14 protein-coding genes are annotated in these 22,426 nt (G+C 34.1%); 7 read left to right on the forward strand and 7 right to left on the reverse strand.

What is annotated here, in order from left to right:
* Positions 1–10: 10 nt before the first annotated feature.
* From PYW36_RS08235 to PYW36_RS08260, 6 genes are all read right to left on the reverse strand, one after another.
* Entirely contained in the window at positions 11–820 is an 810-nt protein-coding gene (locus PYW36_RS08235; RefSeq protein ID WP_037571891.1) for an ABC transporter permease, read from the reverse strand.
* Positions 817–2,682: a hypothetical protein gene (locus PYW36_RS08240; protein WP_037571893.1), complete on the reverse strand. Its 1,866-nt coding sequence runs from the start codon at positions 2,680–2,682 to the stop codon at positions 817–819. The genes PYW36_RS08235 and PYW36_RS08240 overlap by 4 nt, the downstream gene beginning before the upstream one ends.
* A gap of 14 nt (positions 2,683–2,696) precedes the next feature.
* Positions 2,697–5,258, reverse strand: coding sequence for a glycosyltransferase (locus PYW36_RS08245; protein WP_103159699.1), 2,562 nt, complete (start codon positions 5,256–5,258; stop codon positions 2,697–2,699).
* 1 nt (position 5,259) lies between these two features.
* Complete coding sequence (locus PYW36_RS08250; protein WP_037571900.1) at positions 5,260–6,186, reverse strand: hypothetical protein; 927 nt, start codon at positions 6,184–6,186, stop codon at positions 5,260–5,262.
* Positions 6,187–6,306: 120 nt separating this feature from the next.
* Positions 6,307–7,569 (reverse strand): nucleotide sugar dehydrogenase, encoded by a 1,263-nt coding sequence (locus PYW36_RS08255; protein ID WP_103159134.1) that lies wholly within the window; start codon positions 7,567–7,569, stop codon positions 6,307–6,309.
* 341 nt (positions 7,570–7,910) lie between these two features.
* The gene (locus PYW36_RS08260) at positions 7,911–9,524 is read right to left on the reverse strand and encodes an SH3 domain-containing protein (RefSeq protein ID WP_229717271.1); all 1,614 of its coding nucleotides are present in this window, start codon (positions 9,522–9,524) and stop codon (positions 7,911–7,913) included.
* Between the two features lie 188 nt (positions 9,525–9,712).
* Between PYW36_RS08260 and PYW36_RS08265 the strand changes: the two genes are divergently transcribed.
* Positions 9,713–11,050, forward strand: coding sequence for an SH3 domain-containing protein (locus tag PYW36_RS08265; RefSeq protein WP_232160012.1), 1,338 nt, complete (start codon positions 9,713–9,715; stop codon positions 11,048–11,050).
* Positions 11,051–11,127: 77 nt separating this feature from the next.
* Here PYW36_RS08265 and PYW36_RS08270 read toward each other — a convergent pair whose 3' ends face one another.
* Entirely contained in the window at positions 11,128–12,780 is a 1,653-nt protein-coding gene (locus tag PYW36_RS08270) for a phospho-sugar mutase (RefSeq protein ID WP_308446700.1), read from the reverse strand.
* Positions 12,781–13,131: 351 nt separating this feature from the next.
* On the opposite strand from PYW36_RS08270, the gene PYW36_RS08275 reads away from it, so the two are divergent.
* The 6 genes from PYW36_RS08275 to PYW36_RS08300 all read left to right on the forward strand — a co-directional run bounded on the left by PYW36_RS08275 (position 13,132) and on the right by PYW36_RS08300 (position 22,376).
* On the forward strand, positions 13,132–14,379 hold the full coding sequence (locus PYW36_RS08275) for an LCP family protein (RefSeq protein WP_103159136.1): 1,248 nt from the start codon (positions 13,132–13,134) through the stop codon (positions 14,377–14,379).
* 16 nt (positions 14,380–14,395) lie between these two features.
* Complete coding sequence (locus PYW36_RS08280; RefSeq protein WP_037571909.1) at positions 14,396–14,866, forward strand: DUF2538 family protein; 471 nt, start codon at positions 14,396–14,398, stop codon at positions 14,864–14,866.
* 132 nt (positions 14,867–14,998) lie between these two features.
* The gene (locus PYW36_RS08285) at positions 14,999–15,421 is read left to right on the forward strand and encodes a GNAT family N-acetyltransferase (RefSeq protein WP_037571912.1); all 423 of its coding nucleotides are present in this window, start codon (positions 14,999–15,001) and stop codon (positions 15,419–15,421) included.
* A gap of 202 nt (positions 15,422–15,623) precedes the next feature.
* Positions 15,624–19,718, forward strand: coding sequence for an N-acetylmuramoyl-L-alanine amidase (locus tag PYW36_RS08290; protein ID WP_103159405.1), 4,095 nt, complete (start codon positions 15,624–15,626; stop codon positions 19,716–19,718).
* Between the two features lie 412 nt (positions 19,719–20,130).
* Positions 20,131–21,138: an acyltransferase family protein gene (locus tag PYW36_RS08295; RefSeq protein ID WP_037571918.1), complete on the forward strand. Its 1,008-nt coding sequence runs from the start codon at positions 20,131–20,133 to the stop codon at positions 21,136–21,138.
* Positions 21,139–21,209: 71 nt separating this feature from the next.
* On the forward strand, positions 21,210–22,376 hold the full coding sequence (locus PYW36_RS08300) for an aminotransferase class I/II-fold pyridoxal phosphate-dependent enzyme (protein WP_037571921.1): 1,167 nt from the start codon (positions 21,210–21,212) through the stop codon (positions 22,374–22,376).
* Positions 22,377–22,426: the final 50 nt, after the last annotated feature.

Raw genomic sequence — 22,426 nt, forward strand, 5'->3', positions numbered from 1 at the left:
CTATAAATAATTATAAATAATCTAGAATTCTCTTTCTAAATTTAGTGTGAACGATGGCACCAATAGTTATTAATAGTAATGTCGTCACCCAAAAATAAATATGATCGGACCAAGTCCCGTAAACTGCTGTCTGAGGATGAATAAACGCTGTTCGATAAACACCTATGAGATATGCAAATGGATTTAAGCTCGCTAATTTAACTAATATACCGTGTTGTTCTTCTAAAACCCAAAAAATAGGTGTCATAAAAAATAGCATTCTGATCACGTTTTGAAGTAAATTTTTAGTATCACGTACGATAACAGTTAAAGTACTCATAATTAAAGAAATACCAAAAATGATAGCAAAAGATCCTATCATAAAATACACAAACCAAAAATAATGCCATAATGGGACATAATGATTAAATAAAGAAATAATGAAAACAATCAGTGTAGTAATCAGCAAATTGATCATATTGTTAGTTAAAGCAATAGATATAAATATAGAGGATGGGAATTTCATTTTTGACAGGAGCCCTATATTTTGTTGTATTGCAGTAGCTCCTGAATTGATGCCTTGCGATATAAATAACCATGGAAATAATCCTGAAATAAGGTGAACAATAAAGGGCACACCCATCACTGAGCCAGCGCTACCTCTCAATCCAAGTCCAAATACGATGTAATAAACAATCACTTGTAATAAAGGTTGTAAAATATTCCAAAAGACACCTAAATAATGGTTCGCATATTGACTTTTCATGTTATAAATAGCTAATTTCAAAATCTTTGGCAGATTAATGATTTGTTCTTTAAAAATACTAATTATAGCTCTCATTCTATTACCTTCTTACATAAGTGGATTTCCTTGATTTGAAGTATAGCCGCATTAATCCACGACTTTTTATCGATGTTTTGCGTTGATTGCATCACTATACTCGTTTGAGAATGAGGTGGAATGAACATTTCAACATGTTCATAACCTAAATCAACGATGTCATATTTTTTTGAATCTATATGTAAAAATATTTTCCCTCTACCTTTTTCATTTTTATAAAACGTTCGGATAGCTATTTTTACATTTTCCTCCTTATGATTGACAATATTTATTTTATAAGTCTCTTCCCTGTTAAACGCAGCATGACTTAGCTTCAATTGAATACTTTGTGCCTCATTTTCTTTAACAAAATCAGACGTTAAATACTCTAACTGCAATTTATTTATCTCATCCGTTTCACTTTGTGGCTTAAGTTGCTTTTTTAAATCTAAGTATTTATCGTATAAATTAACATTAGTATTTATTCCAAAAAATTGCAGTAAAGGCCAACTCTCATTAATAATGGAAGTATGAAATTCCATATTTTTTCTAGCCTCATAGTTCATATTGATTAAGCTAAATAAAATATATCTACAATTAATCAGATTATATACCTCCATATAGGGATCGCTTTCTTGTAAAATCGTACTATGCCATCCGTTCATACGAGATTCAAGATACAAAATATCATATGGATGATATCCTTTTTCTAGAAACTCGTTTATTTCGTTTCTTGTGATAAATTCATTTAGTACTCTCTCAATCCATTGTTCATCTTTTATCTGGGACCACCTTTTCAAATAATGTACAAAATCCATTATTTTACTCTCTTGACCTTCTAGCTTTGGCGGCCGGACTCCTTTAGATAGTTCGAAAAGCGTTGATTTTATATGCGCGACATTTTGAAACTGTTGATCTTCACTATAGTGCTGAATAATATATTTAGAATGGTCCGATTCATAATAAGAATATAAATTTTTGACTTCTTCATTTATATTGGTTTTATTTATGCTAAAAAATTTATGTTTTAGATTAAGTTGTTCTACCAAATATGTTACTGCAGTATAATCATTTTGATATATCTTTCTTTGCGCCTCTGACATTTCCTTATCATCTGTTTTTAAATAAGTGAAAAATAAAGTGTCTGGTATGTGGCTTTTCAACAAAGCTAATGTAAGTCTTGAATCATATCCTCCAGTTAACGAAACAACCACCGGACGATTAAGATTAAAAATAAATTCAACCATTTCCTTCATTAAAGGGAGCACTTGTTTTACAACATTGCTTGTCGCTATCTCTTTATAGGTATTGATTGGAAAAATCCTTTTCAACGTATGATTATTCAGTTCAAATCGAAAATTAGAATTGAATTTGTATATATTCTCATACTTACTTAAATCTAAAAATCCTTTCATTTTAGGATGTATGGTAGCTTCTTCAATATTGTAAATTTGTTGAAGCAATTGATGTAATATTTCTGAGTGTGAAGCATAAATATTTTTTTCACGATGATAATATAATGAAAGAAATGACGTTGCATCATTATAAAAATAGAGTTTTTCCTTATCTTCTATAAAAATAGCATAAGCCCCATTGAAATATGACATTTCATTAAGAAACACTTCTGAGTCAATGGTATGTTGTAGTAAATCACTTACAATATTTTTCAATTTCTTTTGGCTATCTCTTACATCCACAATATGGCCGAGTACGAAGACATTAAAATCTAAAATCGAATCAGAGAAATGGTTAAAATCTTCCGTGTAATAAATAGATTTATGCTTAAATTCAAATTTTTTATACCCTTCAACATTAAAGAGCATACTGTTAGATGCGACAAAATAACATTTTGAGAAATTAATCAATTGTAAGTGATTTCCCATACAACTACCACCTTTTATTTCATTTTCACTTCATTTAAAAGCTTTGATATATACTCATCTAATTCAACATCTTTTGGTCTCTCATAATTGTGATAAAGCTGATAGATTTCTAAAAATCGCTTAATAGCTTCTTCTCTTTCTTCTTCTTTAACTTTATTCAGTCTTGGCATATACCACCCTTTTATATACAAATTAAAACGATTCTCCATATATGAATCCATTAATTTATGCTTTTCAAGAAATGGAATACGTTCTAGTTCAAGCTTATAGTACTTATCAAACAATTTTTTTGAAATAGAATTCGTTACAGATCCAGTTACTGCTGCGTAATACATGTGAATTGGAACTTTGATTCCGAGTACTTTTTTACAATAAATCATGAGCTCCTGAAAGAATACAGTATCTTGACCTGCTGCACCTTCAACCATTTTGATGTTATTTTGACTAATTATTTCTTTTTTAACCATTAGCGCCTGAATGCTTTGTGCTCTTAGTCCAGCATTTTTTAAATATTTTCCTGTGTTTGTGATTAAAGCACTGTCATTGTTGTATTTTTTGATGGTTCCGTAATAATTAAACACAGATCTCTTTTGATTGTCCTCTTTAATAATATTGCCAACCACCATATCCAACGAAGCATCTTCTACTAAGTTTTTATATAATTCAGCATACCCATCACCGATAGCTTCATTATCTGGATCCAAATAAGTAATGTACGGTGTCGTCGCAAGTTCTACCCCTTTATTTCTTGGTCTTGAGGCACTACCCGAACCAGACTCAAATCTGAAATATACGATATTTGGATATTTTCTTCTTAAGCGCTGAATCACCTTAACCGTTTCTTCATCTGTTGATCCATCATCAACAAAAATTATTTCAAGCCTATCGAACATAGAAGATCTTCTAAGACTTCTCATACATTTATCTTCTAAATAACGACCATTGTTGTGTATAGGTACAATGACACTTACTAAATCATTTTTACTTAAAATTTGCTTTTCTTCATAAAATAACTCTGCATCGTCTAACGTATACCCTATGTTAAAACTCATGTTTTGATAGCATTTCGCATCAAACATTGTTAAATACTTATCTTCATAAGCATTCGTATATTCATGAACATTTGTCTCACTATTTATTACTTTTTTAACGAAATCAACATCTGTATAGTAAAATGCGCTTATTAAGTCAGCTAAATAGTACTCTTCATAATTATAACTTTCATTAAAAAATGTTATAAAGTCTAATTCATGAATACGATCATTCAACTCATCTTCCGTGATTAATACTTTTTGAACATTCATTTGGCGTTGAAACATTTCAACAAGCATATCCGTTCTTTCTGGAACAACAACTCCTATGATTGGTGTATTCGTTGTACTAGGTAGTCCTATGAAGTTTGCAATTTCATCTATGCGGTGATAAGTCGTATTTTCCAACATCACATTTCGTATGTTTTTCGCTTGAAACTCTCTTAATTCACTTTGTGAATGATTATTTATGATTGAACCCACATCTGTCTTATCATTCACCATAAAGACATTTGGAAATTGATTATTTACACCTACAGAATAATTAGAAATTAAAAGATTTCCAAAGGCTTGTAATTCAAAGACACGATTTGCAAACATTGACTCTGAATATTTGACAGAATTGACATTAATAGCCCATCTGAAAATTTTGTGTGTTTTCATTAGTGCATCATGCGTTAATGGCCCCGTTATATATGGGATATATTTTTTTGGAAATAAATAACGTTCTCTTTCTAAATGAAGATTTCGATCAAAAATTGTGAAATCGTTGTCACTCATTCGTAAGCCATCAAATATTCTCTCTAAATCTTTATTTCTTTCTGGATACTTTTTCGTCCAACTCCCAGCGAATATCACTTCATTTTGATGTTTTCTAGCCTCAGCTGTTCTTGTTCCAATTGGATTATGATAGTGAGGGTTAATACCGAATTGTAAGACTTTGACATTAGTGTTATTCGTATATTCTATGTAATCATTTACCACTTCTTGTGCAGTGGTAAGTATGTAGTCACATTTTGTTGCAATGTCTTTAAATAAGTGAAAGTTAACCGGGTCTTCTTTAGAATAAAATACTAATGGCACTTGGCGTTCTACCAATTCGTCTAACATACTCATTAAATGCATTCTCATCTTACTTTTAGGACTCGCTGCGCCTTGCCATGACTCATCTATTCCTCTCCAAGTCGTCGCAACGATGACAAAATCAAACTCCAGGTTTTCCAGTTGGGCATTGCTCCCAATGTATGTAATATCTACAATATCTTTAAAAGAATTATATAAAAATTCATCTGCAATGATGCCTACTTTATATTTAGGCTTTTTTAAGATTCTTGAGCCATTGCTTGCTTTCTCTTTTTCCAATTCTTCCTTAAATTGATCTATAAAATGTAACTTGCCCTTCTCTTCTAGCAATTTAAAGTAACTATGTAAGTCATCTGTATTTAGCGTTTCTTCTAAGCGATTAAGACCTTGTAAATAGTCATATTTAAGTAATTTAACTACTTCATTAAGTTGCTCTTGTTTATTCTGAGGATTACTACTCATATTACTTCCCCCATTTTTTTCTCATATTCCAGTATTTAATTTGTAACTTACCTAATTTAGAATTTTTTAAATTTTGATATCTTTCATTTACGCGACTAGGATTATCAACGCTTTCAGTATAGCCTTCCACGCCGTTATTAATTTTATCTTTGACGAGGGAAATCAATAGTTTTTTCGATTTTTTTCTTTCATTTAAAAAGTTATTAATTAAATCATTAATCTCCGCATTTTCAGTTGGATTATATGTCTCTAAAGTACTTAAAATTTTATTTAGCTCAACGTCATCGACATACTTTAAATCAACCCAAAATTTTTTATTTTCACATTCCACTTTTCCTATCGATTTATTAGGGAAAATCATTAACAATTTATAGATATCGTTTTCATTATTTACTTTAGTTTTAAATTGGCTATCCACAAATAATTCTTTATCTCTTGGTAATGTTACCTCATACTCAACGTTATATCCGACATCTAAATCCGACGATTTCATAAATCCAACAAATCTTTCTTTTTTATAAAGTAATTCGTAAAATTCATCATTATAATTGATTAGACCTTTGGACGTTAAATACTTTTTTTGAATATCTTCTGTAAATGATTTTGTAAAATTGTATTTGATATTTAATTCATTTTGAATATTGGCGCCTTCTTTAAGAAAAACAATTTCGTTAGTTTTGTTATAAACGTAATATGAACTTTCTAAATTCACCCAACCAATTTCTCTTTTTCCTTTTATAAAACCAAATAATCTATCATTAATCATTCTAGTACTTAACACTTTATACACTTTATGATTAAAGGGTTCAACTGTCCCTAATTCTTCAGTTAAACCTTCGTCTCTATACAAAAATTGATTATTAGGTTCATCCAAAAAAATATTGAAAAGAATATCATTCGTAATAATATAGTCTCTTAACCCTCGCATAAATTAACCTCTCATTTGAAAATATTAAAATAAAAAGAGTTTGTAAAATTTCAACTCGGCAAACTATATAAGATTCATTGACCGAATATTGTATTTTTACAAACTCGTTTTAACTACTAATTATTTTTCATCAAATTCGTACAAGTTTCCGTAATTGTAATATTGAACAGTTTCAAATTCAGTTTGCACCACATTTTTAGTGTCAAAAATCACTTTGTCTTTCATAGCACTAAAATCAGCATCTGTTAAATGTTTAAATTCTGAATGATCACTTAAAATTAAAACTAAAGAGGCATCTGTTACTGCTTTATTAATATCTTTTTCAACAAAATCTAATTTAACATGCGGATCATAAGTCACAACTTCTAGACCTTGTTGTTGACGTAATAACTCATAAATATCAAATGCTGGAGATTCGCGAATGTCATCAACATCTCCTTTATAAGTTAATCCAAAGACAACAATTTTATTGCCATTTAATGTTTGAATCATATTTTTCGTTTTCTCTACAACATACTCAGGCATAGAGCGATTGACTTTACGCCCTGTTTGAATAAGCGGAGAGTTTTCAGGATCTTTAGCGATAATAAAATAAGGATCCACCGCTAAACAATGACCTCCAACACCTGGACCTGGTAGATGAATATTCACACGTGGATGTTTATTAGCCATTTCAATCACGTCTAATACATTAATGTTTAAATTATTACTAATCTTAGCCAGTTCATTAGCTAACGCAATATTTAAATCACGATATGTATTTTCCATTAATTTACTCATTTCAGCCGTACGTGCATTCGTTTCTATCATTTCACCTTTTACAAAGGTACTGTAGACACGTTTACCTGCTTCAACACACGCAGGAGTGATACCACCAATAATACGGTTATTATTAATTAATTCTTCTAAAATTTTTCCTGGTAAAACTCTTTCAGGACAATGTACAAGGTATAAATCTTCTCCGATTGTAAATCCTTGTTCTTCTAGTAATGGTTTTACATGGTCATCCATTGTTCTAGGGGCAATCGTAGATTCTACAATCACTGTATTACCTTTTTTTAAATATGGAATAATACTTTTTGTCGCAGCCATCACAATTGAAATGTCGCATGATTCATATTGATCATCGTTATTTGGTGTTGGGACGGCAATAATATAAGCATCCGCTTCTTCAGGGGTTTGAGAGGCTTTGAACTTACCTGTTGCTAAAACTTCTTCATATGCTTCTTGTAAGCCTGGCTCCTCGATATGAATATGTCCTTGATTTAGACTTTGTACAGCTTTTTCATTAATATCAACACCAACAACGTCTACACCATGTTTGGCGAACATTATAGATGTTGGTAATCCGATATATCCTAATCCAACAGTAGTTAATTTCATTTCATACACCCTTTAAGTTAGTTATTTTTTTCAAATATCTCACTATTATTAATTCCTCTTTAATTGTTCATTAAAACAATCTTAAATTCAATGTTTAAAGTGCAATTTACGGCACAATTAACAGTATATTTGTTTGGAATTAACTTTGAGATTACATTCTTTACAACTATTTAACATTTTTTTGGTTTTTACTACTTTAGAAATGATATATTTTATATACCCTTTTCATCGACACCCAAATATAAAATTACTTTTATATAAAGTATAAAAATTAAAGAGCACGAGAAATACGTTCTTAGCATCACCCCGTGCTTTATAATATTTTTTATTAAACTCCTAATTTAAAAGAACACCCCAAATATATCACTATTAGGCTTGTAGTTATTCTTGCCATCGCTAAAACCAGTTTGAGCATAATAGCGTTTTCCATTCTTTTCAAAACCAATCCAAACGTAACCATCATTAACGTATTTATAATCATATATTAAGTATTGACCTTTTTTGAGCGTATCGAATTGTTTTCCATCATTGTTGGGCTCAGAGTAAATGGCAACACCTGAATCTTTAGTAACTTTAAAGCGTCCCATCTCATTTCTAAATGTGATACCAGAGTCTGTTTGGCGCCATTGGCTCATTTTTTCATTTTTATCAAATATAGTATCCGAGTAACTTAGATTTTCTATATTAACTTTATTAAAGTTTCCAAACGGCTGGGTTTGAGACTTAAATGATGTATGGTTATCACTAAAACCAACTTGTGCATAATAGCGTTTATTATTTTTTACATAACTAATCCATACATAGCCGTCATTAACATACTTATAATCATACGTCACTGTATCATTAACTTTGAGTTTATCCAGCATTTTTCCATCATTATCTGGATATCCATATACGGCTACTCCATCTTTTTTTGTGACATTAAAAACACCGTTTTCATATCTAAAAGTAACCCCTGAGTCAGTTTTCATCCAGTCACTCACTTTACTATCTGGATTGTAACCCGTATCAGATAGCGAATCGTAAATATTACTAGAATTAAAAATAGATTTTGCTCTTTGATAAGCACTCCTTCTTTTCTCAAGCGCATTATACCCTCCATTAATAATGCGTGTTATTTCTTCTACAGTAGCTCCGTTGCCAGCTAATGTATTCGCATTTGAGTGAATACTAAAGAACCAAGCTGCTGACTCCCAAGGATAAGTTTTTGAAACATAGCTATATCCCTTGGTTAGAACATTATTATCGTTAATATATGAAGCAAAACTTCTATAATTATTTTTACCTGTTAATTGGAGATACCCTGCACCTCTATAAAATGCGCCTTGACCAGGGCCGTTATTTCCTAACATATAATCTAAATAAGATAAATAGTTAGCATCTCCTAATTCATAGGTATACACTCCATTCCCAGATTCCGCCATAACCTGAGATAGAAAGTGGGCAATTTTTTCTGGACTATCAATATGGTACTTATTTAGTACTGCATTAAGTTGGTTTATATCTGTCTCACTCAGACTGCCTATCCAACCTAAACTGATTAATTGCTCTATTGTTAACTTAACGCGACGTTGTGCGCTAAAATTATTAAATAGCTTTTTTTCATTAGTGTAAGCACTTGTTTTTTGAGTAACATCGTCATTTTTTATAAAAGTATTTATATTTTTTTGCTTTTGATTAACGTCTAATAAATATTCATATATATCGTTTTTTGACATTTTCTCCCAATTACGCTTAACAAAACTTATTTTATCCTGATCTATATTTTGTTTCTTTAGATTGTCAATAAATTTTTCTTTATCATCAGATACTTTAGTTTCTTCAGTTCCATTGACTGCATGCTCACTTTTATTTGATAAATCTTTTGCAAAAGAAATATGAGTTGTTGTAAATAAATTTGATATGAGTAAACCCGAAACGATAATTGAATTGGTCATTAAACTTTTTTTATTCATATTTTACCTCCACCTTTTCTCGCTTATAAACATAACAACTATATGTAAATATAAAGTTTATTTAATATTAATATTCTATTCACACTACATTTTTGTACAATTTACAATAAAAATATAAATTATTTACAAGTATTTATAGATTGAGTGTTAGATTGAAAGCAAGAAAAAAATTATGAAGGAGACAAAATATGACTTTTAAGAAATCAAAGTTTAGTAAGGGATTAAAAGTAGGTCTTGGATCAATTGTCATAATTAGCGGTTTAACATACATCACTCCATCAATCAGTAACCAAATCACTTCTGATAATTCCTTAAAAAATTTCACTCACTCTATACAGAGCCTTGGCCTTAAGAATTTATTGAAAAACGAAACAGTTATGGCTGCGACTATCAATAAGGATACTTGGTCCCAGGTAGATGGCGTTAAATATTTACAAAACCATATTGGAGTGGGTGTAGATTTTGATGGGAAATATGGCTATCAATGTATGGATTTAGCCATTGATTATATGTACAAATTATCAAATGGAAATGTTCGTTTATTTGGCAATGCATACCAAGCGAAAAATAACAACCTCGGTAACTATGCTAAAGTATACAATAATACACCTGACTTTTTACCTCAGCCTGGAGACATTGTTGTGTGGTACCCGAGATGGTGGAACTCAAATTATGGTCACATTGGGATTATCAAAGAAGCTAATTTAAATAAATTCACCTCACTAGAACAAAACAAAAAGGGAGATTTAACATATGGTGAAGTTGGCAAATTAGGAACTCATGATTATTCCGATGTAGCTTATTTTATCCGTCCCAACTTCTCTGATGTGAATCATAACCCTGACACTTCTTATTCTGATACTAAATTAGATCCACAATCTGTTGTTGGTGATTGGTCTAAAACACGTAGTGGTATTACATTTAGAAATGAAAACGGCCAATTTACAGTAACCAAAAAAGAAGGTGCTGCTGTATACGGTGAACCTAACAATGACGGCAAGCAAGTCACTACGTTAAAACCTAATACAACGCTTAACTATGACTATAAATATGTGAATGATGGTTATGTTTGGGTTGGCTTTGAAAAAGAGGGTAAACGCTACTATGTGCAAACAGGCTTTAGCGATGGAAAAATAGGTTATAAGATTAATAGCCAACCATTCGGTGCTTTTACTAAGGTTAACTTTGGAGAAAATAGTTATTCAGACACACCATATAATAGTAATGCGATTACAACTGATTGGAGCAAAACTAAATCTGGTATTACCATGCGCTATGAAAATGGTCGATTTAAAGCAACTAAAGATTCTGGTGTCGCTATCTATTCTGAACCTAACAATGATGGAAAACAGTTCGATACACTCAAAAAAGGTCAATACTTAATATATGATTATAAATACATCAATGATGGTTACGTTTGGGTTGGCTTTGAAAAGAATGGAAAACGCTATTATGCACAAGTAGGCTTTAGTGACGGAAAATATGGCTATAAACCAAATACTCAACCATTTGGTCAATTTTATTAATCACACTCTTTTAAATCTATAACTCAACCTGAAAAAGCCCAACAGCTTACAAAACGAACTTAGCTGTTGGGTTTTATTTATAAATATGTTTCTTGAAATTCTTCAACAATTGCTTCAAAATCTGGCACTTTTAATGAAAAATAGATTTTCATTTTGGGTTCAGTCCCTGATGGTCGAATTGCGATAAAACCTTCTTCAAAAGTAAAACGAATCACATCTGAAACCGGAAAGTTCATTTTCGTCGTTTCATCTGTATCAAAATGATATATTGTCGACGTTTGATAATCTTCGATGGTCGAAAGTGTTAAACCGCACAGAGTAGACGCCTCAAAATTTCTAAATTCCGACATTAAAGTTTTAATCTTTTGTTGTCCGTTTTGGCCTTCATATTTAGGAGAGAGCGTTTTGTCTTCATAGCGTCCTACTTGTTGATAAATGTCTTCTAGGACGTTGAAAAGTGTCGTGCCTTTTTGATGAAATAACTGCTTATATTTAATTAATAACGGAATACACTGAATCGCATCTTTATCTCTAGAAAAATCTTGTAATAAATAACCATGACTTTCTTCGTATGCGAGTACGAGCTTATCATTTAAGCTTTCATGCTGGTGAAGTTGATCTGATATATATTTAAATCCAGTTAATACATCAATAACATTCAATCCTAAATATTTAGCTAATGCATCACTTGTCGCTCCAGTGACAATCGTCTTAATAATATAAGGCGTTTGGGTACAGTTCTTTAATTCTTGTGCACGCAAATAGGTTAAGAGTAGGCCTATTTCATTGCCATTAAAAAAGTAATATGTTCCATCTTCATACCGTTCTACTATCCCAAATCGGTCTGCATCAGGGTCTGTTGCGATAATTAAATCGGCATGCGCAAGCTCCGCCCTTTTTAATGCATGATCAAAGGCAACTGGGTCTTCAGGATTCGCAGTTTTACATGTCGGAAACGCCCCATCTGGGATTGATTGTTCTTCATCAATATCAAAATTAAGAAATCCTAATCGTTTTAAAATTGTGGCACTTAGCGGTAAACTCGTCCCATGTAAACTTGTTAAAAGTATATGCGCGCCTTGGTCCTGTATGCCTTCATACATTGCAACGACATGTTCTATATAGCTCTCTGTTACAGACTGGGGTAAGTAACGAATCAATCCTTGCTTCATGAGCGCATTCCAGTCGTTTGATTCTATATTCAAAGCAGAGTCAATTTGGTTGATGGTGTCACTTAATGCTTCTGAGGCTTCAGGCATTAATTGCCCGCCTTCACTGTTATAAACTTTAATTCCATTATAATCGCTCGGGTTGTGGCTTGCTGTAATCATCACCCCTGCATCCGCTTTCAAATAGCGCACGGCAAAAGAGAGCTCTGGGGTTGATTTATAATCTTCGGAAATCATTACGTACACAGATTGCGTCGCGAGGACTTTTGCCATTTCTATCGCAAATTCCTTTGATAAAAAACGTGTATCATAATGGATTACGACGAACGGTTCTACATAGTGACGACGTAAAAGTTGCGCTAATCCTTGTGCCACTTTACGCACCGTGAATTTATTTAGCCTTCCAGGACCTAAACCAAATTTACTTCTAATGCCGGCAGTCCCAAATTTTAATTGTTCTTCGAAAGCAGCATTGCGTTCTGCTTCGTCTTGTTGTTGATAGAAATCTTTGACGAGACTTTCATCTAAACGTGACCTCCATTGTGCTTTCAAAATGCGCACCTTCCTTAATTTATGTATTTATCGTTCCATATCGCCCTTATTATACATGAACTTTTTATGCGATGCGAAACAATCTCTCACTTTAAAAACGCCATCAAAATTTATCTCTAAGTGAATTTGATGGCTGTCTCACTTTCAGTTGGCACTATGTTCCTATCCTGTGCCCTATTTCAAATAGCTAACTCATTATAGTAGTAGGATTTATTATCTTTTATACGGCCTTTTATACTTGTAATACACTTTACTTCTATTTCAATGAATTTGTGTTAAAATCATTGAAGTACAGTGATACTTTCCTTTACAATAAAGTATCATATAGATAAAATACACTTTTTTTAGGAGCAACTTACAATGAACAAAGCCTTGAAATACCTGTTATATGCGCTTGTCCTCATCTTAGTAATTGTTCCTGCAATATTCGCTTATATTTTATTTAATTCGTCAAGAGATGCTTTTGACGATTCTTTTTCGCAAAATGACAAAAGAGAATCAGTACTTAGAAAGCATAAAGTTAATCCCACAACTGATCCTGTATCTATTTTATTTTTAGGTATCGATGATAGTAGTGCTCGCCGTGAAAACGGACAAAGCGTTGAACAGTCTAGAACAGATGCCATGATTTTATCAACATTGAATCCTGATAAAAATCAAATTCGCTTGTTAAGCATTCCAAGAGATACATTGAGCTATATTCCAGAAGTGGGCTATTATGATAAAATCACACATGCTCATGCCTATGGCGGACCTAATGCCTCTATGGATACAGTAGAAAAAGCATTAAATGTACCTGTTGACTATTATGTACGAATCGACATGGATGCCTTTGCTCAAACCGTTGATGAACTTGGCGGCATTGAGTACGATGTCCCTTACGACTTAAATGAGCCTAACAGATCAGACAACGGTCGAATTAAATTAAAAAAAGGGAAGCAAGTTTTAAATGGTGAAGAAGTTCTTGCGGTGACACGCACGCGTAAACAAGACTCTGATTTAAAACGGGGTCAACGTCAAATGGAAGTGCTCAAGATCTTATTTAAAAAAGCCCAAGAAACACAATCCCTTCATAAGTTAGACGACATCATTGAAATTGTAGGAAAAAATTCTAAACATAATCTATCGTATGATGAAATACGAGCGCTCGCAACGGACTACCTTGTTAAAGATACTGATATTAAAACAGAACAACTCAAAGGTGAAAACGAACTTTTAAATGGTATCTATTATATTAACCCAGATGTGGATGCTTTAATTAAAACAGCTAATCGACTTAGAAACGATTTAGGAATAGATTCGATTAAAGATAAAAATGAATTTATGTTGGTTCGTGTAAAAAATGCCTTTGGCGAAATCCCACCACTGGTGAATATTGAAGACAGTCTTAGCAATCCAAATTCAGAAACTGAGACAGAGTCATCGCGCAATCCATCAAATGAAACACCTACAAATCAACCTGATGTAAACTCAAATGAGGCTACGCCACCTGTACAACAAAATGAACCATCAGCAGAACCTCAGTCACCTAACAATCAATACAGCAGTCAACCGCCCGTTCAGAATGATCTAAACACGCAAGAACAAACGACTGCACCTGTATACTAAAAAGGAGGTATATGAGATGTCACGCCACACATACGAAAAAATTAATCAAATCAATGGGATGTTTACGATGTTAGAACAACAAATCATCCATAGTAAAGATATGGCACATTTTCGTTCTGAACTATTTTACGTTAATCACGCACATCGTGAAAATTATGAAGCCCTCCTCCTCTATTATTCTGATAGTGAAACAAATCCTGTCATCAACGGAGCTTGTTATATTGTCGCTCTGCCTGAAATATTTGATGCGATTGATGTATTTGACTCACCTTTACCTTTTTCATGGGTCTATAATGAAAAAGGCTTAACAGAAGAAATGCAAAAGCTGAGCGTCCCTATTCAATATCTTGTTGCCGCAGCATTAGAAGTCACAGATGTTAACATTTTCAAACCTTCAGGCTATACAATGGGAATGAATAATTGGAATTTAGTTCAAATGCGCATCTTTTGGCAATATACAGCGCTCGTTAGACAAAATGCTGAATAATCCTAAATAGATAAATCATTCGGGAGACTACTGACAATCAACAGTAGTCTCTTTTTTATAGAACGAAAAAAATGCTTTGCTTCTGCTACTAGTTATTTTAAAATAGGAGCAATCATGAAATGGAGGGATTCGATGATTAAAAAAGTTGAAACTAATCAAGAATATAACGACGCGTTATCTATTCGAAAGGCTGTGTTTATCGAAGAACAACAGGTCCCTGCTGAAGAAGAAATCGACCAATTCGAGGACAGTGCTACACACTTTATTGCATATGATGATCATGGTCAACCTCTTGCAACAGCAAGATATCGCGAGGTTGACGGAGTGGTTAAAGTCGAACGCGTTGCAGTAGCTAAAAATGCTCGTGGATTGGGTTTAGGAAAAAAACTCATCACTTTCTTGGAAAATGATGCGATACAACAAGGTTATCTCGAATTTAAGCTTGGTGCACAAACCCATGCTGTCCCTTTTTATGAATCATTAGGCTACATCACTTATGGAGAAATCTTTATGGATGCCAATATCCCACATTTAAATATGTATAAAAAAGTATAAAACACAAAAATCAATATCTCTGTAACATTTCTTGTAATAATTTACAAAATCAATATATATAAATGTTTTAATCTAATGCATTTCGGGGGACGATTATTAAAATTAAATTACAATACAATTAAAATCACCATTTGCGATTTCTGACACTATATAATGAACTCAATCAACTTTATACTATCTTAATGATTAAAGGGGTAATGAAATGGTAAAAAAAATTGGGTATAAAACACCTTCTATTATTGCATTGACGATTGCGGGAACAGCGATTTCAGCACATCATGCTGACGCAGCTGAAAACACGACACAACAAGCACCTGAGAAAGTCATTGACAGTGAAAATGCTTTACAACAGGCAGAACAAGCAAAATCAGCGACAACGTCTCAACAGGCTACTATTTCCGGCACACAATCTTACCAAGACCCGACGCAAGTCACTACAAATGAAACGACTACTCCAACTCAAGCCAACGATACAACATCAACAAGTGATGTTTCTTCAACAACTACAAATACAACTGAAGATAGTCATATTAACTTACATAACGAGGCACAAGTTTCACCAGAAGCTTATCACCAATCAACGGTAAACGAAGCTTCAGCATCAAATGACGCTTCTACTGAGACGCTTTCTAACAATACATCTAAGATTCAACCAAATACTGACGCATCTGTAAATACTGAAGCGACTTCAAATAATACTACAGCTGAGACACTTTCTAACAATACAACAGATGTTCCAACAAATACTGACGCATCTCTGAAAACTGAAGCGACTTCAGATGACACTGCAGCTGAGACGCTTTCTAACAATACATCTGAGATTCAACCAAATACTGACGCATCTGCAAATACTGAAGTGACTTCAAATGATACTACAGCTGAGACACTTTCTAACAATACAACAGATGTTCCAACAAATACAGACGCATCTCTGAAAACTGAAGCGACTTCAAATACAGACACAACAAAGACACAAACACAACCTGAACAAGCATCTGTGGCACCATCTTCTGCTGAAACATCAAAACAGTCACAACTTTCTAGTGAAAATAATACGAATTCAAACCCATCTTTAACTGCTAAACAAAATACGTATGCGACTCAGTCAAATGACACAGACATTAATGCTAATCCAGATGGTCCTACACCTCCTCGTGTAGGTGGCAAAGGTGGACCTGCGACATTATCCTTAAATTCTAGTAATACAGGGACAACTGCGTTCCGTTCTGCAGGCACTACTGCGTTACGCGCAACTGCACCCGCAGCCTATAAACCACAAGTGTCATCTCAAATTAATGATTACATTCGTAAACAAAACTACACTGTTCCTACTTATGAGGAAGATTTTTCAAGTTACTTTCCTAAATATGGCTACCGTAACGGTGTAGGACGTCCTGAAGGAATCGTAGTGCATGATACTGCTAATCCAAATTCAACTATTGATGGTGAAATCAGTTATATGAAACGTAACTATCAAAGTGCTTTTGTCCATGGATTTATTAGTGATCAACGCATTATTGAAACCCAACCTACTGATTATCTTTCATGGGGTGCAGGACCAAATGCTAACGAACGTTTCATTAATATAGAACTCGTTCACGTCTATGGTTATGATAATTTTGCGCGTCAAATGAATAACTTTGCGGATTATGCAGCAACAAACTTACAATATTATAACTTACGTCCTGATAGTGCTGAGTATGATGGTCAGGGAACTGTATGGACACATGATGCTGTGTCACGATTCTTAGGAGGTACAGACCATTCTGACCCTCATGGTTATTTACAATCACGTGGTTACTCATATAACGAATTGTATGATTTAATTAACGAAAAATATATGGTTAAGATGGGCTTAGCTTCACCAGCATACTCAACAGGCGGCACTACAACGCCATCAACACCGTCAACGCCAAGTACAACTCCTTCGTCACCATTAACAGTAAATAAAGATACGGGTGTCGGACGCATTAAAACAACAAATAGCGGACTTTATACAACTGTCTATGATCAAGCAGGTAAGAAAACATCAGCAACGAATCAAACATTGAATGTCACAAAAAAAGCATCTCTAAATGGCAATAACTTCTACCTCGTTTCTGATTATAATACAGGTTCTAACTTAGGTTGGGTCAAACAATCTGATGTAGATTATCGCACAAGCCAACCTGCTAAAACTATCAACCAATCATACACAATTCCAGCCGGAACTGTACTCTATAGTGTGCCTTGGGGTACAAATGCACAAGTTGCTGGGAAAGTGAGTGGCACAGGTGCTCAAAACTTCAAAGCGACACAACAAAAACAAATTGCGAACAGTGTTTATATTTACGGCACTGCAAACAACTTGTCTGGTTGGGTGAATCAATCCGTATTAAAAGCACCTACAAATCAACTCAAAGTTACTGCTGATACAGGTGTAGGTCGTATCAAAACGACAAATAATGGGCTCTATGCCTCTGTTTATGATGCTAATGGCAAGAAAACATCAGCAACGAATCAAACATTAAATGTGACGAAAAAAGCCTCTCTTAATGGCGACCAATTTTATTTAGTCACAGATTACAATAAAGGTACGAATTTAGGTTGGGTGAAACAATCTGATGTGGAATACCGCACAAGTCAACCTGCGATTAAAATCAGTAAAAACTTCACAATTCCTGCAGGTACAAAACTTTATACGGTGCCTTGGGGGACAAGTGCTCAAGTCGCTGGTGCGGTAAGCGGTACAGGTGCTCAAAACTTTAAAGCGACACAACAAAAGCAAATTGCGAATGCTGTTTATATTTATGGGACTGCAAACAACCTCTCTGGCTGGGTGAACCAAACGTTATTATCAGCACCTAAAGCAACACAACAAGTTGCACAAGCGGTTTCACAAATTGGTCAATTAAAGCCTACGACATCAGGTATGCGTGCAACAATCTATGATTCAACTGCGAAAGATGCAAAACAGTATGCGAATCGCACATATAAAGTTACAAAAACCGCTTCTGCAAATAACCAAAACTTTGTATTATTACAGAGCGCAAATAATACACCACTTGGATGGTTTAAAGCTGAAGACGTCAATACACGTGCATTAGGTAAAGAAGTCCCTACTTCAGGACAATATACTGTGAATGCAACAACATCGGGTTTATATGCGATACCGTGGGGAACTTCAAATCAACGTATCGATACTTTGAAAAATCTATCAAATCGTACATTCAATGCAACGAAATCTGTTTTAGTGGGTAAAGATACTTACCTCTTTGGTAATGTGAATCAAAAAATGGGTTGGATAAACAAAAATGACTTAGCCGCTAAGGCAGTCACACAACTCAAAGCAGCACCAACACAAATTAAAACACTTACTAAACCTGAATATTATGTCGTTTATAACCGTAATGGTCAATATTACACTAATGCAGGTGATACAAACGCAAAAGGTAACTTATCAAGCTATTATGAAAGTATTTTTAAAGTACAACGCTCAGCTATCATTAATGGTGTGACATGGTACTACGGTCAGTTTAATGACGGGACACGTGCGTGGATTAAATCATCAGACTTGCGTACACAACTTACACGCTACTTTAACTCGCCGTATACTTTTAACCAAGCTGTAGATACACAAATGAATTTGTCATATAAACCACAAGTTCAGCATGTCGCTGGTCAATGGGTGGATGCATCACGTACTGAAGTAGCTAATGCTATGAATCCGTCACTTATTGAAAAAGACCCAACTCAAAAATACCAATTCCTTAAATTGGACAAATATCAAGGGTTAGATGCTGCTCAATTAGATAAATTACTTGTAGGCAAAGGCATTTTAGCTGGTCAAGGCGCAGCATTTAAAGAAGCGGCACAAATGAATAATATTAATGAAATTTACTTAATTTCACACGCTTTATTAGAAACAGGTAACGGAACTTCAACACTTGCCAATGGTGGATATGTGGATGCTAACAATAAAGTGGTCACAAACGCTCCGCGCAAATTCTACAATATGTTTGGTATCGGCGCGGTCGATACAGATGCGATTCGTGGTGGTTTTAAAACTGCTGAAGCTTATGGTTGGAACACTGTGAGCAAAGCCATTATCGGTGGTGCATCATTTATTAAAGACCGTTACATTGGCATCGGACAAAATACGTTATACCGTATGAGATGGAATCCTAATAACCCAGGTACACATCAATATGCTACAGATATTAACTGGGCGCACCATAATGCTGCGCGTATGAAACAATTCTACGATCAAATTGCAGCTGTAGGTAAATTCTTTGACGTTGATCATTACAAAAAGTAAATCTAGTATATAAATGTTAGGAGCCAAGACGAAACGAAGTCTTGGCTCATTTAGATTATTGAAATGCATTGTTCGTTGTATGCTTCGTAAAAACCACTTTCTAAAGCCACGTATCTCAAGCGTAATTTTAAAACGTTAATATAGATCGTCCTCTCACTCATAATATCTAAGGTCATAGTTACTGTGACTGATTCAAGTACGTATGCCTTATGATGTCTCATGTTTAAAAATTCAAAATTGACTCTAACGCTCTAGTCATTGGATACTTCAGATGCGTGATAAAAATATAACACCGCTTAGAAAAATAACCCTTTCTCTTTGTTTAAATATGATAGGAACCCCTTTTAAATTGCATTGTCCCTATCATTTGTAATACATTTATAGTAACGATTTTAAAAGGAGTATTTGTCTTATGGCACATGGAATCCAGCGTGATGCATTTTTTGATAATGCCCGTGCAATACTTATTTTTTTAGTTGTTTTTGGACATTTGATACAACCGTATACAGATACACACTCGGCGATAAATGCATTGTATTTAACGATATATAGTTTTCATATGCCTGCCTTCCTTTTTATTTCAGGATATTTTGCTAAAAACGTAGGGAAAGCCGGCTATATCGAAAAAGTAGGGAAAAAGTTACTTGGGCCTTACCTCATCTTTTTTGCATTTTTCTCGATATATTATTTTATTACAGGAAAAAATAGTACGATTGATTTAGATCCATTTGACCCTGTATTTGCTTTATGGTTTTTACTGACCTTGTTCTTTTTTAACGTCATCATTGTGATTGTGAGAGATTATAAACCGATTATTGTTTTGCCTATCGCCATTTTGATTGCGGTATTAGCCGGATTTTCATCCAATATCGATGGCTATTTAAGTTGGTCACGTACATTAGTATTCTTCCCTATTTTTTACATTGGGTATATTCTTGATGGTGGCTTTAGTCGTTGGATTAGATGGAAAAAGTTTGTGCCGATCTCTATGTTTATTCTCATCTTCTTCTATATCGGGTATTATATTCACCCAATTAGTTCATCATGGTTACTTGGAAGTTCTCCGTATGCTAATACAGAGGGATGGAATGTGATATGGAGTCCTTTAAAACGGTTAACACTTTATATGATAATCTTTTCATCTATGTTTGCCTTTTTAAATTTAGTCCCTACGAGAAAGTTCAAATGGACCTATATTGGTTCAAGAACGATGTATGTCTATTTGTTACACGGGTTATTTATAGGGATTATACGTGGTCATAATCTCTTTGCATTCATTGATCACCCTGCCCTTGGTCTTCTTTATAATTTTATTTTATCTTTGTTTATTGTATGGCTATGGTCAACCAATTTTATCGCCAAATGGATGAATCCTTTCGTCCATTTGCAAAAACCTTCACAATTTAAACCTTATCCGTAAACAAATCAAGAGAAGTTGTTCAAAGTATGATATGCTTTGAAATAACTTCTCTTTTTTTAGGATGTGATGTTATGAAACTTGAACTCAATGAACAATCTAAATATTTGAAAGCACCTTCTATACGACAATTCTCAAGCCGAATTAGTCAAATCGAGGATGTGATTAACCTGACTGTAGGTCAACCTGATTTTGAAATGCCTCAAGTTGTAAAAAATGCTTATCAACAAGCAATCTCTGACAACCTCACGACATATTCTCACAATAAAGGGTTAATTGAAACTCGTCAGGCCGTCTCGCAATTTCTAAAAACCCGCTATAACGTCAACTATGATGCTGAATCCATTATTATGACGAACGGGGCATCAGAAGCGTTGGACACGAGCTTACGATGTATTTTAAACCCAGGGGATGAAGTGCTTTTACCAGGACCCGTTTACGCCGGGTACATCCCATTAATTCAATCATTAGGGGGCGTCCCTGTATTTGTCGATACGCGCCAAACACAATTTAAATTAACCCCCTCTTTAATCGAAAGTCATATGACCGCAAAAACAAAAGTGGTCTTACTCAACTATCCTTCTAACCCTACTGGTGCGACATTGAGTTTTGACGAAGTTAAAGCGCTTGTCGATTGCTTAAAAAAATATGAGGTGTTTGTGATTAGTGACGAAATATACGCTGAAAATACATTTAATCAAACACACACTTCTTTTGCCCAATTTGAAGCGCTTAAAGACCAATTACTTCTTATTAATGGATTAAGCAAATCACACTCAGCAACTGGGATTCGCATGGGGTTTTTAGCGGGCCCTTTATACATCATTGAAAAAATGACATTCATGCACGCCTACAATTGTATTTGTGCGAATGTTCCGGCACAAGTGGCAACAGTCGCTGCGCTGTCTGAAGGCGTAAATGCCCCTCAACGCATGAATGCGGCGTACACTGAACGAAGAGATTACTTAGTGGATGCTTTAACTAAAATGGGATTTGAACTAGAATCTATTCCCCAAGGCGCATTTTATATTTTTCCAAAAATCACACGTTTTACTGAAAACGACTATGATTTTTGTGTAGAAGTTTTGGAAAAAGCACGGGTAGCGATGGTGCCTGGTTCTTCCTTTACCGAATATGGAAAAGGTTATGTACGTATTTCTTACGCCTATCATCTAGATGCGTTAAAAGAAGGCATGAAACGACTTAAGACGTATCTTGACACCTATTATCCACAAGCATAAACCTTATTGCTTACACATAAAAACGCCTTTCAAAGTTTGCATTGTCTACT

The sequence above is a fragment of the Staphylococcus chromogenes genome (assembly GCF_029024625.1).
Lineage (GTDB): Bacteria > Bacillota > Bacilli > Staphylococcales > Staphylococcaceae > Staphylococcus > Staphylococcus chromogenes.